The sequence below is a fragment of the Peribacillus sp. FSL P2-0133 genome (genome assembly GCF_037975445.1).
GTDB lineage: Bacteria > Bacillota > Bacilli > Bacillales > DSM-1321 > Peribacillus > Peribacillus simplex_E.
Map to the genome: position 1 here is coordinate 2266893 of NZ_CP150254.1, position 15278 is coordinate 2282170.

Annotated in this window: 14 protein-coding genes and 1 pseudogene; 14 read left to right on the forward strand and 1 reads right to left on the reverse strand. The window is 37.7% G+C overall.

The genetic code is table 11. The features are described from left to right. Window positions 1-119 precede the first annotated feature (119 nt). The 8 genes from MKY17_RS10870 to MKY17_RS10905 all read left to right on the forward strand — a co-directional run bounded on the left by MKY17_RS10870 (window position 120) and on the right by MKY17_RS10905 (window position 8835). A complete protein-coding gene (locus tag MKY17_RS10870) occupies window positions 120-734 on the forward strand; it encodes a HutD family protein (RefSeq protein ID WP_098373144.1) in 615 nt (204 codons plus the stop codon). 381 nt (window positions 735-1115) lie between these two features. Further along, window positions 1116-2303: a hypothetical protein gene (locus MKY17_RS10875; RefSeq protein WP_098373143.1), complete on the forward strand. Its 1188-nt coding sequence runs from the start codon at window positions 1116-1118 to the stop codon at window positions 2301-2303. 17 nt (window positions 2304-2320) lie between these two features. Beyond that, the gene (locus tag MKY17_RS10880) at window positions 2321-3547 is read left to right on the forward strand and encodes a Zn-dependent hydrolase (RefSeq protein ID WP_098373142.1); all 1227 of its coding nucleotides are present in this window, start codon (window positions 2321-2323) and stop codon (window positions 3545-3547) included. 2 nt (window positions 3548-3549) lie between these two features. Beyond that, window positions 3550-4725 carry a M20 family metallopeptidase gene (locus MKY17_RS10885; RefSeq protein ID WP_098373141.1) on the forward strand — a complete coding sequence of 392 codons (1176 nt, stop codon included), beginning with the start codon at window positions 3550-3552 and terminating at the stop codon, window positions 4723-4725. A 726-nt stretch (window positions 4726-5451) separates the two neighbouring features. Further along, window positions 5452-6690, forward strand: a complete 1239-nt coding sequence (locus tag MKY17_RS10890; RefSeq protein ID WP_286177208.1) for an amidohydrolase — start codon at window positions 5452-5454, stop codon at window positions 6688-6690. A 118-nt stretch (window positions 6691-6808) separates the two neighbouring features. Next, window positions 6809-6997 carry a twin-arginine translocase TatA/TatE family subunit gene (locus MKY17_RS10895; RefSeq protein ID WP_063236065.1) on the forward strand — a complete coding sequence of 63 codons (189 nt, stop codon included), beginning with the start codon at window positions 6809-6811 and terminating at the stop codon, window positions 6995-6997. An 86-nt stretch (window positions 6998-7083) separates the two neighbouring features. Further along, window positions 7084-7794 carry a twin-arginine translocase subunit TatC gene (gene tatC, locus MKY17_RS10900; protein WP_286177207.1) on the forward strand — a complete coding sequence of 237 codons (711 nt, stop codon included), beginning with the start codon at window positions 7084-7086 and terminating at the stop codon, window positions 7792-7794. Between the two features lie 273 nt (window positions 7795-8067). Then, window positions 8068-8835, forward strand: coding sequence for a DeoR/GlpR family DNA-binding transcription regulator (locus MKY17_RS10905; RefSeq protein WP_098373138.1), 768 nt, complete (start codon window positions 8068-8070; stop codon window positions 8833-8835). Window positions 8836-9011: 176 nt separating this feature from the next. Here the strand turns inward: MKY17_RS10905 and MKY17_RS10910 are convergent. Further along, window positions 9012-9356, reverse strand: a pseudogene (locus tag MKY17_RS10910) (penicillin-binding protein); the annotation flags it as partial. Between the two features lie 307 nt (window positions 9357-9663). On the opposite strand from MKY17_RS10910, the gene MKY17_RS10915 reads away from it, so the two are divergent. The 6 genes from MKY17_RS10915 (at window position 9664) to MKY17_RS10940 (ending at window position 15277) form a co-directional block, all read left to right on the forward strand. Next, complete coding sequence (locus MKY17_RS10915; RefSeq protein ID WP_098373136.1) at window positions 9664-10491, forward strand: MerR family transcriptional regulator; 828 nt, start codon at window positions 9664-9666, stop codon at window positions 10489-10491. 131 nt (window positions 10492-10622) lie between these two features. Next, a complete protein-coding gene (locus MKY17_RS10920; protein WP_098373135.1) occupies window positions 10623-12110 on the forward strand; it encodes a UbiD family decarboxylase in 1488 nt (495 codons plus the stop codon). A gap of 55 nt (window positions 12111-12165) precedes the next feature. Further along, window positions 12166-12741, forward strand: a complete 576-nt coding sequence (locus MKY17_RS10925) for a non-oxidative hydroxyarylic acid decarboxylases subunit B (RefSeq protein WP_141993344.1) — start codon at window positions 12166-12168, stop codon at window positions 12739-12741. 35 nt (window positions 12742-12776) lie between these two features. Continuing rightward, window positions 12777-13238, forward strand: a complete 462-nt coding sequence (locus MKY17_RS10930) for a pyridoxamine 5'-phosphate oxidase family protein (protein WP_339201878.1) — start codon at window positions 12777-12779, stop codon at window positions 13236-13238. Between the two features lie 277 nt (window positions 13239-13515). Next, window positions 13516-14349, forward strand: coding sequence for an alpha/beta hydrolase (locus MKY17_RS10935; RefSeq protein ID WP_098373132.1), 834 nt, complete (start codon window positions 13516-13518; stop codon window positions 14347-14349). A 241-nt stretch (window positions 14350-14590) separates the two neighbouring features. Beyond that, the gene (locus MKY17_RS10940) at window positions 14591-15277 is read left to right on the forward strand and encodes a cyclase family protein (protein ID WP_179891168.1); all 687 of its coding nucleotides are present in this window, start codon (window positions 14591-14593) and stop codon (window positions 15275-15277) included. The last annotated feature ends 1 nt before the right edge of the window (window position 15278 follow it).

Below are 15278 nucleotides of genomic sequence, written 5' to 3' on the forward strand. Positions count from 1 at the left end.
TCAGTTATGCCTCTATGTTAATCGTATCCACCCTATTGGCAATACACCAATCTTGATCTGCACTCTGGTCTATATTATTTTCAACTGAATTAAAGTAATAATAAAAGGGGAGAAAATAGTTGTCATATTCACTAAAAATAATAAGAAAAAGTGAACAAATAACCAGTCTTTGGTCAGGTGGTAAAACAACTCAACTTGCAATTTATCCTGAAGGTGGAGATTACTCGAAGCGTGATTTCAACTGGCGGATAAGCACCGCAGATGTCGAGGTGGACGAATCCTTATTTACTCACCTTCCAGGCATTCAGAGAATCATCATGATCCTTGATGGTGAAATGTTGCTGGAACATAAAGGAAAGCACCGTGTGCATTTACAGCCATTTGAACAGGATCGGTTTGATGGAGGCTGGACGACCCGAAGTATTGGGAGGGTTACAGACTTTAATTTGATGTTAGCAGAAGGATGCGAAGGAGACCTTAGCACGATTCATTTGAATGATGGAATCCATTCTGAAGTGTTGGATAATGGGGAATCTACGAAAAGAACCGACGCCTATTATTGTTTCAAAGGAAAAAGTAGAATGAATATCGATGAAAAAGAGACTATTGTTTTAGAGCAAGGTGACTTGGTAATCTTGAACATAGATCATTTCTGCAACAATTTAAATATAAAGTTATCCAATTGCGAAGACGACTCATCTGCAACAATTATTAAGGTAAGTATTTTTTATTGATGGAAGTTTTGGTTCTTGTGCAAAAAACATTCAATTATGAAAGTAGAAAGAGTTTACTTTATTCAGATAATTTACAGTAAAAAGTAAACAGGATATTAAATATAATTAATCAGAGCTGTCCTTAGACGGCTTTTTCTTTTTAAAATAAATTGAGATAATTCAGCGACTTAAGGAGATAAAAACTCTATAATATGATTAAAATTATTTTGATATATCCAAATTTTAGAATATTCGGTATGTGAAGTCTGAATTAAAACACTTACATTTCCTATTATCTGTGTATAATTACCTGAAAATATTGAATTGTCTTTAAATTAAAATAATTTAGTGTTATTATTTTAGAATATTCAAATTATTAAATTAGAAGGTGAGGGAACTCATATGTCACAGATGTTGGCTTTAGTTATTGTAATTCTGATTTTATTTGTAGGAGACATTGTGGCGGTTCGAACAAAAGCCTGGGTACCTTCCGTTTTCGTTTCCGCAATCCTATTTCTATGTGGTTATTGGACATTCTTCCCGCAAGACATCGTTTCAATAGCAGGTGTTCCACCAGTAGTGGCAACCATGATGATGTACCTATTGATCACGAATATGGGAACATTGCTTTCAATAAGAGAATTGGTAAATCAATGGAAAACGATTGTCATCTCCTTATCTGGTATCCTTGGTATTGTTGCACTTATATTCGGAATTGGCATATTCATATTTGATCTGCAAACTGTCCTTGTGGCGATTCCACCTTTAGTGGGCGGTATGGTATCTTCAATAATCATGTCAGAAGGAGCGGCAGACGCAGGACTTACGAGTTTGTCCGTTTTTGCCATTGTTATTTATGTAATGCAAGGCTTTGCTGGATATCCTTTAACTTCAATTGTGTTGAAGAAAGAAGGGAAGAAGCTATTGGGGCAATATCGCAATGGGCAATTAACGGTAAAAAAGAGTGATACTGCAGCCGCTTCAGAAGGCATGACGGAACTTAAGCTGTTTAAAAAACTTCCTGAAAAATATAATACGGAATATTTTAAATTTTTCAGACTTGCGGTTGTTGCTTTTCTCGCTTACCTTGTTTCGACTGGATTAGAGCCGATTATATCAATAAATGCATTTGTTCTTTGCTTACTATTCGGTGTTGTCGGAAAAAGTATAGGTTTCTTGGAAAAGCAGACTCTGCAAAAAGCAAATGGATTTGGATTTGCCATCATGGCCCTTATGCTTTTCGTCTTTGACGGATTAAAAAATGCAACACCAAGTATGATGATGGAGATCCTTTACCCACTTATTGTTTGCATTTTCTTAGCTGTTATTGGCATGTATATATTCTCATTCATTGCAGGGAAATTGTTAAATGTCAGCAAAGAAATGGCCTTTGCTGTATCTTTAACAGCATTATATGGATTTCCAGCCGATTACATTATCACCAATGAAGTGGTCAATTCATTAACAAAAGATGAAAATGAAAAAGAAGCATTGCTAAGCCATATGCTGCCGCCGATGCTTGTTGGTGGATTTATATCGGTTACAATCGTGTCGGTTATTTTGGCAGGAATATTTGTACAATTCTTGTAAAATAGGAGGGATTCTAAGTGAGTCTTATCGAACGTATAGAAAAGCAAATAAATGATTTGAGCGAATTTACATCAACACCCGGAAAAGGGACAACCCGGCTTACGTATAGCAAGGAAGACTTACTTACACGCAATTATATTAAAAATAAAATGATGGAATCCGGTCTAAAAGTAGAGGAGGATGGATTCGGAAATATTTTTGGAAAGCTAGAAGGTACTTTAAAAGATGCACCAAGCGTTTTGATCGGTTCACATTTTGATTCCGTACCAAATGGTGGTGCGTATGACGGACCAGCAGGTGTAATTGTCGCTCTTGAAGTGGCTGCCCTATTTGCAGAAAATCAAGTAACACCTAAATATCCATTGGAAATCGTTGCCCTGATTGAAGAAGAGGGTGCTCGTTTTGGCGGAGGACTAATGGGGTCTAGAGGAATAGTGGGGACACTTAGTGAGGAAAGTTTTAAAAACTTAAGGGATAAAGAAGGTATCACAACAATTGAAGCGATGTCAAAAATTAGTCTGGATTCATCACTTCCGAAAAGGAGAAATCCCAATAGCATTAAAGCATTTCTCGAATTGCATATAGAACAAGGCCCAATCCTTGAAGAGAAGAATATCCCCATTGGTGTTGTAGAAGCTATTGTTGGTTTAACTCAATTAGAAGTAACCATTGAAGGAAAGGCAGGACATGCAGGCACAACCCCTATGGATCGCCGTACGGATGCATTGGTTGCAGCCGCTCAGATTATTTCTCAATTACCGAGCTTTGCAATTGAGGAAGGTGAAGGAACGGTTATCACGACAGGACGACTACATGTTTTACCAAATGGAGCCAACGTCATCCCAAATAAAGTCGAATTTTCGGTAGATATCCGATCTAGCAAGGAAGAACATATTAACAATGTCATTAAGCGGATGAAAGAATTAATCGAATCCTATCATGAACAGGGGATCCATACAACTGCGGAACAGGTGTTATATATGCCTCCGAAGGTATTGAGTGATGAAATAAAAGCTTTATTAAAAGATAAAAGTTCTGATTTGAAAATTCCATATTGTTCCATTAATAGTGGAGCAGGTCATGATGCGATGGTTTTTTCCGATGTGACTGATGTTGGCATGCTCTTTGTTCCAAGTAAAGCAGGACTAAGTCATTGTCCAGAAGAATGGTCTGATGCACGTCATTTAGCAAATGGAGTGCAAATATTTTACGAAGTGGCTAAATGTTTAACGGAGGTGGAATGAGAATGATTAATCAAACGATAAAAGAAGCGATTCAAAATTATAGTGATGAATTAATAGAAATACGTAGAAAACTTCATAGCGAACCTGAGTTATCATGGGAAGAAGAAAATACAACTGCCTTTATTTGTGAATACCTTGAAAAATTAGGAATACCTTTTCGGAAAGCAGAACCAACAGGTGTCATTGCAGAAATTAAAGGCGGTAAGGCAGGAAAGACAGTAGCATTAAGAGCGGATATGGACGCCCTTTCTGTTGAAGAATTAAATAAAGACTTGCCATATGCTTCAAAAGAAGAAGGGAAAATGCATGCATGTGGTCATGATGCCCACACATCAATGCTATTAATTGCAGCGAAGGCACTAAATGAAATAAAAGAAGAATTACCTGGGAATGTGCGATTAATCTTTCAACCAGCTGAAGAAGTAGCAACAGGTGCAAAGGAAATGGTTAAACAAGGGGCTGTTAAAGGTGTTGATAATGTTTTTGGCATACATATTTGGTCGCAAATGCCAACAAACAAAGTTGCTTGTTCTCAAGGACCTTCATTCGCTTCAGCAGATATCTTTACAGTAACGTTTAAAGGAAGAGGGGGACATGGTGCAATGCCACAGGATTGTATCGATACAACTATTGTGGCCTCTTCATTCGTCATGAATGTACAATCTGTCGTATCAAGAACGGTCGACCCACAAAATCCCGCTGTATTGACAGTTGGAAAAATGGTCGTTGGAACACGATTTAATGTCATTGCAGAAAATGCCGTTATTGAAGGAACTGTCCGTTGTTTTGATCCTAAAACACGTGACCATATAGAAAAACAGCTCCAGATTTATGCTGAAAATGTTGCTAATATTTACGGTGCGACCGCACAGGTTGAGTACTACCGTGGAACGCAAGCTGTCATTAATGATGAATACAGTGCAAAATTAGTGCAAAAAGTTGCTTCAAATGCGTTTGGCGAAGACGCAGTATATAATGAAAAGCCAACAATGGGTGGAGAAGATTTTAGTTTCTATTTAGATGAAGTACCTGGAAGCTTCGCTTTAGTTGGATCTGGAAACCCTGAAAAGGATACGGAATGGGCCCATCATCACGGGAAATTCAACATCGACGAAGATGCGCTTGCTACCGGTGCAGAACTTTACGCTCAATATGCCTGGGCATATTTGCACGAATAACGGACTGGATAAAAGAGGAAATACGGTATTTGTTAAAAGGTAGTTTGAACGCCAGAAGGCCGCCGATTGGCGGCCTTCTGGCGTTAAGGGTTAAATTTCACTAAAAGGGCTTTGCACACAGTCAAAAAGGGAATGGATTTTACCATTCCCTTTTTGTTTTCCATTAACAAGGAATGAAACATCAAAGATTCTTTTGTCGAAATCAAAAGTGAGGAATCAATTAATCATCTGAAAAAACTTAAATTGACTTAAATTAATGCAGATTTAATTGCAATTAAAAATAAATAGACTTATAATTGGATCTATAAGGTGAAATCATGTAACTGGACGAGTGACTATTTCGACAAATATGAAATGGATTGATATCGAAACAATTTGTTAAATAATAATAAATCCAAAAACACCACTAGAAGAGATATGAAAAATTGGGAGATAAGTGTAACCTCGATTAAATACGGGATGGTTGCCTCTTGTTCCCCAATGAAGTCTATTAATCATGATCATCTTAAAATACAAATGTACTAGAGGAGGATTTTACAGGTGAATCAGGAAAAGGAAGGTTTGTCCCGCAGAAAGTTTATAGGTAACGTCTGTAAAATTGGAAGCGCTTCCGCGGTTCTCGGTGTCACGGACACGATGGGATTATTCATGCCTGAGACGGCAAGTGCGGATTCTGAGAAGAAGGTTGGCCATAACACCAAAAAACCAGGAAAGAACAGTTCCTATATGTTGATGAATGTTCGATTGGAAAGTGGATACAAGTATGAAAATGGCCAGGTCGTCGCAACCGAAACCGTATTGAGGAACCTCCATATTGTTAAAGGCATCATTACCAGAATACTAGATACTAAGTCCCCTTATGGAAAAGGTATCGATTGCTACGACGCGAAAGGCATGCTGCTACTTCCTTCTTTTAGAGATATGCATATTCATTTGGATAAAACTTTTTATGGGGGTCCTTGGAGAGCAGCAGCAACGAGGAAAAATGGCATTTTTGACATGATTACCTTGGAGCAGACACTGCTACTGGAGCTCCTTCCAACTGCCCAGGAGCGTGCGGAGAAATTAATTGAACTAATTCTTGGCTACGGCTCGACATATGTCAGAAGCCATTGCAACATCGATCCAGTCGTTGGTTTAAAAAATCTTGAAAAACTTAATCAGGCCTTAGCAAACTATTCAGATAAAATATCACATGAAATCGTTGGCTTTCCCCAACATGGCTTGCTTCGTTCAAATGCTCAGGGACTGATACGCGAAGCCATGCAACTCGGAGTTACACATGTTGGCGGACTTGATCCAACCTTAGTTGACGGTGATATGGAAAAATCGTTGCAAACGATGGTACAGATTGCGGTTGACTACAAAGCAGGTATTGATATTCACCTTCATGAAGGTGGCGAAACAGGATTGAAGGCAATTCGTCGATTGGCTGATCTGACTGAGGAAGCCGGTCTGCAGGGGAAAGTGACGATCAGTCATGCCTTTTCGCTCGCTTCGTTAGGGGATGGCGCCGACGTAGAAATGGCAAAACGCCTTGCATCGCTTGGGATTTCCATTGCTTCAACCGTTCCAATCGGTAAAGACGTAATGCCGATTCCGCTGCTTCAGAAGCATAAGGTGAACGTCATGCTTGGTAATGATAGTATTACTGATCACTGGTCACCATTCGGGATTGGCGATACACTGCAGAAGGCACATCTCGCTGCAGATCTGTATGGATGGTCAAACGAATACAACCTGTCTCGCTCACTTTCCCTTGCTACCGGCGGCATTACACCGCTAGACGAGTCCGGTAAGCAAATTTGGCCAAAGGTAGGCGATGCCGCGACCGCCGTACTCGTTCCAGCAAGCTGCTCGGCCGAAGCCGTAGCACGCCTGCCCAAGCGTGCTGCCGTATTACATAAGGGAACTCTGTCTTCGGGTTCTCTGGATAGCGTGAAGCCTAAGCTTCATACCAATTAAAAGGATATGACCTTTTTAATGAACCTTGGTAAAAAAGAATTGGGGATAGGTTCGATGAGCACATAAACGTTTAACGTTTTAAAGGAAGTACAAAATATAAATACCAATGGGGGAAGTTATGCTACAAAATATTGGAATACCAGGATTGATGCTAATTTTAGTGATTGCACTTATTATTTTCGGCCCTTCTAAGTTACCGGAAATTGGTAGGGCGTTTGGATCAACATTAAGGGAATTTAAAAAGTCTACCAGAGACCTTGTAGCAGATGACACTAATGCCGATGTTACCAATAAGAAAGAAAGCTAATCAAATAAATGAAGAGGGGATGTAGGATCTGTCTTACATCTTTTTTTCCTGGAGTGATGATGTTGGAAAATCAAAAAAAATCGAGTATGATTCAGCACCTTGAGGAGTTACGTAAACGTATTATTATCACTTTAGTCGTTTTCACGCTGTTCCTCGTACTGACATTTATATTTGTTCAAGATATTTATAATATAATAGTTAAAGATTTGCCGTTTAAGCTAGCTCTGTTAGGACCGAGTGATATCATACTCGTTTATTTAATTATTGCCACCGTCGTTGCCATCGCGGCTACTATACCGGTTGCTGCGCACCAAACTTGGCTGTTTGTACGTCCAGCGTTAACACCAAAAGAACGCAAAGTTACTAGCGCTTATATTCCAGCACTATTTATTCTATTCACACTAGGAATCAGTTTTGGTTACTTCATTTTATTTCCGCTTGTACTAAATTTTTTAATGTCTCTATCAAACGGCATGTTTACAACTTTCTTTACAACGGAGAAATATTTCCGATTTATGCTTCATATGACACTGCCTTTTGGATTTCTGTTTGAAATGCCTGTTGTCATTATGTTTTTAACAAGTTTAGGAATAATAAATCCATACCGTTTGCAAAAAATCAGGAAATATTCTTACTTTATTTTAATAGTTATTTCAATTTTGATTACACCACCAGACTTCCTATCAGATATCCTAGTTACGATACCTTTATTACTATTATATGAAAGCAGTGTAAGCCTATCCAAATTTGTGTATAAACGACATCAAAGGGAAAAAGGGATATCTGAACCTGTCTAAAAAGGGTCCGGCACTAAGACAGCATCATCTCCATTTTAAGGTTGATTTTTTTTCATGCCCGGAATATACCCTTCCGATGGTCGGGATATTAATATCATGTTTAATCCCTGGTTAATATCCCCGATTTGGAATTCTGATAACTAAATATATTGATTACGGTGTTCAGTATTCACTAATAATCTACCCTCGAAAGCTTAATTATCCTTAATATAATTCATGTTTCGTTGTGAATAAACTTGGGTTAACTTATAATTAAATCTACGAGGTGAGATCATGCTGCAGGATGAACGATTAGACGCAATTATTCAATATTTAAATGAAAATGAACGGATTGATATTGAAACAATTTGTAAAATAAATAATGTATCTAAAGATACGGCCAGAAGAGACTTAATAAATTTAGAAGAGGAGAGGAAGATCATTCGAATACGGGGTGGGGCGAAAAAGGCTCTGCTTTCCAATGAAGTCCATAATTATGGTGAGCGTATGAACATGGCATCGGAAGCTAAAAGTAAGATCGGAAAATTTGCAGCTTCTTTAATAAATGATGGGGACCATCTTATTTTGGATGCCTCCACAACAGTTCAATTTTTAGCTAAATATTTAACGAGCCGGAACAATACGGTTGTGACTAATTCGATTAACGTTACCAGTGTATTAAGCCCAAGAGAAGATATAAAGATTAATTTATTAGGTGGAACATTAAGCACTAGACACCAAGCTATATATGGTTCAAGAGCCATTAGAGATGTCCAAGATTATAAGGTGAATAAATGCATCATTGGTACTTGCGGAATATCTTCTGAAGGACTGTCTACTTCCATCGAGGAAGAAGGCCTCCTCGTTCATGAAATGATAAAGCGTTCTGACCAGGTCATTGTGATTGCAGATTCAACGAAATTTAATAAAACTTTTTTTCAAAAGGTATGTGACCTAGACTCTGTTGATATAGTGATTACAGACAAAGAAGTACCAAAAAATATGCAGGAAATCCTTAAAAAACATGTGGTAGAAGTGATTGTGGTTCCAGGTCAAGATTGAGTATTAGAAATTTGGGCTCAAGTTTAATAACTACTCCTTTGATATAAAAAGTATCAGTAAACCTCGAATTTCTTGGTTACAGCCTGAAATAGTGTTGAACGAAAAGCAACAAGATATGTTTGTGAGTCACGTTGAAAAAAAATCATGAAAAAAGAGCGCCCAGAGGTGCTCTTTTTTCAGTGGATAAATTGTAATTTAACTTTTGTAAAGGTGAGAAGCTGTGTACTCCACATTGCTGGTAAATGCAAATAAACAAGTAAATGAACCATGGTAATTCATTCTCTAAAACCCTTATGTGCAATTCATTATTTTGTTTATACACTTCAAGATAAGCTGGATGATCAAATGTTACAGTGTAATCTTCAAATGGATGTGAAGGGGGTGTATTCTTTATCTGCTCTGGAAGGGACTGATTTACTTCTTTCATCATTTCATTTATCTTAGCGGTATCTTCAACAGATCTTTATACCTTCAATTGGTTATAATTCAAGGAGTTCATCATAGATTTGGTACGCAAAATAATTAGATAATCATTTAAAATTTATAACTAGTGAATTTCGTTTGCTCATTTAGTGCTTATTAATGAAGATGTTGATATGATCCATTTTTTTGATAGACAGGGCCTTTGAAAATCCCTTATTTTAAATGGAAAATGGTAAAGTTAGGGCAGGATAGAAGTTTTCTTTAGAATACTGACTCTCTCCAATCGACTGTAGCTGCCGTATGGAAGCAGGGAAATCAAAAAAATAATATATTAAATTATGGTACAAAGTAAATGTGAGAATTAGGAAGAACTTTACAAAAAGGCTTTGCGGAGGAGGAACACATGTGGGCAATTACTTATCAATCAGTGAAATGGCTTCCATTCACAGTATCTCAAGGCAAACACTCATTTATTACGATAAGATCGAATTATTTAAACCTGTACATATAGATGAACATGGTTATCGGTATTATAGTGCAGTTCAGATTCCGTTTCTAAGGGAAATTTGCTTTTTGAAGTCGATTGGCATCAAACTGAATGATATTAAGGACCATATAGGAAATCGGAATTTAACTACTGCCATGTCACTTTTGGAATTTCATCAAGAATTCATTGATAAAGAAATAAATGCCTTGATGAATACACGTACATTTATTCAGCAGAGATTAATGAAATATTCAGAAGCCAAAAATATTAAAAGTGAATTGGATAAACCTATTATAGAAGAATTTCCTGAAAGGCATGTCTTATTTATACCATTTGAAAATGAATTGTGCCGAGAAGAATTACATTTAACGCTGATGAAAGCTTGGAATGTATTAAGTAAACATGAGATGCTTCCGTCAGATGGATTTGGCACGGTTATTTTAAAGGATAAGCTTGGAACGGATGATGTTTTCGAGGGTGCGGGAATATATACTTCTTTACCCTTTATAGATCCTGATATGGATAATATTATGACGTTGCCTGCTGGTAAGTATGCATGTGTGTATAAATATGGAATGCCATATGACATTGAGTTTTTAAATGAATTGGTTCATTGGATCAGTGAAAATCATTATAGAACTGTAGGGGACGTCGTGGACGCTTGTTTATTGGATACGACCTTTTACGAGAATGATAATAGTGTTGATTTTTGTCAGCTGCAAATCCCTGTAGAGAAAATTACTTGAATTTTCAAATATCCATTGACTGTATAGTAGAAATACACTTTAGAATATCAGTTGTAACCGATAACATATAGGTTATTTGAATTTGAATGATACATAGGATACTGGTCATAAAGTGATAGGGGGGATTTTTTATGTCTGAAAAAATGAATAAAGTGACAGATTTACGTTCTGCCTTGGAACTACTGAAGTCCATACCAGGACAATTGATTGAAACGGATGAACCTGTCAATCCTCATGCTGAATTATCTGGGGTTTATCGTCATGTCGGTGCTGGCGGAACAGTAATGCGTCCAACAAAAATCGGACCTGCCATGGTTTTCAATCATGTATTGGGACATGAAGATTCAAGCGTGGTGATTGGACTTTTAGCCAGCCGGGAAAGAGTCGGTCTCATGCTGGATACAAAACCGGAGCGACTGGGGTTCCTTTTAAATGAAGCTGTAAAAAACCCAATTGATCCAATCACCATTACAAATGATAAAGCGAAAGCTCAAGAAGTGGTTCACTATGCGGAAGATCCGGATTTCGATATCAGAAAGTTAATACCTGCCCCTACGAATACAGAGGAAGATGCAGGCCCGTATATCACCATAGGCATGTGCTATGCCTCCGATTCGGAAACGGGTGAATCTGATATAACGATACATCGTTTATGTTTACAAAGTAAAGATGAGATGTCCATGTATTTTGTTCCTGGCCGCCATTTAGAAGTTTTTCGTGAAAAGGCTGAAAAAGCAGGAAAACCATTACCAATTTCCATTAGTATCGGTGTTGACCCTGCTATTGAAGTCGCTGCTTGTTTTGAAGCACCTACGACTCCTCTTGGCTTTAATGAGTTGAGTGTTGCAGGGGCTATCAGGAAAGAAGCGGTAGAACTGGTCCAATGCTTGACTATTGATGAAAAAGCTATCGCGAATGCTGAATATGTAATAGAAGGGGAATTGGTTCCCGGAGTGCGTGTTCGGGAAGATCAACACACCAATACTGGAAAAGCAATGCCAGAATTCCCTGGTTATACAGGCTCAGCTGTAGCGGAACTGCCTCTAATCAAAGTGAAAGCTGTTACGCACCGTGTCAATCCAATCATGCAAACAGTTATTGGTCCAAGTGAAGAACATGTGAATATGGCTGGCATTCCAACTGAAGCAAGCATTCTGCAAATGGTGGAAAAGGCCATGCCAGGCAAATTATTGAACGTTTATGCCCATACTTCAGGAGGGGGTAAATACATGGCCGTTCTTCAATTCAAGAAAAGTCAGCCAAGTGATGAAGGTCGCCAAAGACAAGCTGCACTATTGGCGTTCTCTGCCTTTTCTGAACTTAAGCATGTGTTCATAGTGGATGAAGATGTGGATCCCTTTGATAGTAATGATGTTTTATGGGCGTTAAATACTCGTTACCAAGGTGATGTTGATACTGTATTCATTCCTGGAGTGCGCTGTCACCCGTTAGATCCTTCACAAGATCCCGCATACAGCCCCACCATTCAGGAAAAGGGGATTTCCTGTAAGACCATTTTTGACTGTACAGTACCGTTTCATTTAAAAGATGAATTTAAAAGGTCTGAATTTAAAGAGGTAGATCCAAGTCGATTTGTGCCTGGATTCTCCAATGTATAAGTTCTCTATATTTTTAAGTTTCGATTCAATGACTAATGAATAAGGAGGGGAATTAATGAAAATCATTGTTGGGATAACAGGAGCGACTGGAGCCATTTTCGGAATTAGGATTCTTCAGATGCTTAAAAGCAGTGAAGTGGAGACCCATTTAATCATGTCCCCTTGGGCACATGCCACCATTCAACATGAAACTTCATATTCTGTTAAAGACGTGGAGGGATTAGCTGATCATTCCTATTCTTACAAAGATCAAGCAGCAAGAATATCAAGTGGATCTTTCCGGGTTGATGGCATGATCGTAGCACCTTGCAGTATGAAAACACTAGCTTCCATTCGCATGGGACTAGCGGATAATTTATTAACGCGATCTGCTGATGTCATGTTGAAAGAAAGAAAAAAATTATTACTAATGACAAGAGAAACCCCTCTAAATACGATTCATTTGGAGAATATGATGGAGCTTTCTAAAATGGGGACTATTATATTCCCTCCGATGCCAGCCTTCTATAATAATCCTGAAAATGTTAACGATATCATTGATCATCTTGCATATAGGGCGTTAGATCAATTTGAAATCGATGCTCACGGTGCGAAACGGTGGGACGGAATGAAATATCGCACCAAAATATAACAGATTACTAGTGAATTAAGGAAAAAGGTGAAAAAATGAATGGGATGGAAATGCCAGTAGAGGTATTCGACTTGTTAAATGGTAAAGAACTTGTCGACAAGCAGCATGAAGCCATGATGCTGTTGACGGTAAGTGAAGAAGGATGGCCACATACTGCAATGATTAGCGTGGGTGAGATCGTAGCAATAAGCAGGAAGGAATTAAGGATTGGCTTATGGCCGGATACTTCGACTACAGCCAATGTCAATCGTACCCATAAAGCTACACTGGTTTTGTTTTGGAAAGGTAAAGCCCAATATTTTCGCCTTTCATTAGAGAGATTAAAAGAGCTGCAAAATGTCCGATACAAAAGAGAAAGATTCCAGGCCAAAATAGTAGAGGCACGGGAGGATATTGCTAAGTATGCTGAAATAACCTCTGGAATTAAAATCGACTTGAAAAACCCTAAAGAAATTGTTGAACGATGGAGGGAGACCATAGAAGATATCCTTCAATAAATTTCCAGGTACCGACTTTAAGTTACTAAGAAATCAAAATTATCAAATTATAATTGATAAAATTAGAACTTCATGTAAAATGGAATCATTACATGTATTTATACCTTGCCTATTCATTAATCATTAAAAAAAGGCCTTTTTTAATGAAAATTAATGAACTGACTGGCTATCTTAATTTCTCGATCAAGTTACCTTGATGGTGAAGTTAAGATAGCTTTTTTTATTAAATATGTAGGCTGGGTTATGTTTTTAATCAAGGAAATGGAGGAGTGTTACTATGGAAATGTATGTAAAGGAATTGGGGGAACATAGAATCCAAATTGCTGATTATCCTGGAACGAAAGGGCCAATCATCGCCATACATGGTTTAACGGGCAATCATAAGCAAATGCATTATTATGCAGAAATGTTAAAAGGCGAGTACAGAGTCATTTCGATTGACTTGAGAGGGAGGGGAAATAGTTCGAGGGCAGATGTGCAGTCTTCTCTTTTTAAACATGCAGAAGATGTAATTGAGTTAATTCAAGAGTTAAAGATTAAAAATCCTATTTTGATCGGGTATTCAATGGGAGCCTTCATCTCAAGTGTTGTAGCCAGCAAATTAACTTCGGTACAGGCCCTGATATTATTGGATGGTGCGGCCATTTCCTCTCAACAACAAAGGGACATCGTACAACCATCTCTAGGCCGATTAAGTAAAGAATATGAATCTCAGGAAAGTTATATTGCAGAAATTAAGGAAATCTATAGCCGTTTGGGTATCAATTGGACAGAACACCTGCAAAGTGTGGCGGAGTATGAGGTTCATGAAGTGGATGGTCACTGGGAGAATAAATCATCAGAAGATAGCATTCTTACAGATTTCAATAGTTTTTATTCTTTTGTCCCTAAAGAAGTTTGTAGACAAATTTCCTGTAAAACCTTATTGGTTTATGCCAGTGGGAAAATAGGGGATTTTCCTCCATTATTTTATGAAGAAGCCTATGATGATACGAAGAAATATACACCTGATATTGAAACGATCGTTTCAACTTGTAACCACTATACAATGGTGTTTGAAAATAGGGCGGAGATTAACAAAGAGATAAAGTCGTTCTTAAAACGAATTTGATTTTTTTGAAGATATTTTTTAAAAAAGTATTGAAATTATCAGAAAATGGTGTAATATTAAGAATATATAATAAACTTAATTATTGCCTATTCATTAGCTATTAAAAAACAACCTTTTTTAATAACAACTAGTGAACAACTGGCTACCTTAAACACCTGCTGTCAATTATTGATAGTAATGTTTAGGGTAGCCATTTTTGTCGTGATAATGTAAAAGCTTAATGAATTTGGGGGTTTTATCGTTGAAAATCATTGATTTAACATTGGAACTTTACGATGGTCTAGTTACGAATAATGATTTACCTGCAATAGGGATTAAAGATGAACCTCTTGAACATAAGGGGAAATATGATTCACTTCCTAAAGGCTACCGTTCCAAGTTGATTTCTTTTTCTGACCATAGTGGGACACATGTTGATGTGGCTTCACATTACTCAGAAAATGGGGATTCGGTTGAAACCATCAATCTGAAGAATATGTTTGGGGATGCCCTCATACTGGATGTAAGCATGTTAAAAGCGACACATGAACCTGTTACGAAAGATTTACTTGAAGAGGCCGAACGCAGGCAGGGAGTATATGTTGAAAAAGACGATATCGTCCTGATCAGGACATGGGGGAAATCATGGGGGGAAAAAGGCTTTTTTGAAGCGCAGGCATTAGATGAAAGTGTGGCTCAATGGTTAATTGAAAAGCAAATACATATTGTCGGGTTGGATTTGCCAAATGCGGATTTGAACCAAGATTCAGAAAGCGGAATTCATCAAAAATTACTGAACCATGATATATATATCGTTGAAAATCTAGTGAATCTTGAAAAACTGCCTAAGCATTCCCGCTTTCTTTTTTTCGGGATCCCTTTAAAACTAAAAAATGCAACAGCCTCACCTATAAGGGCACTATCGATACTTGATTCACAATTAATTTAAA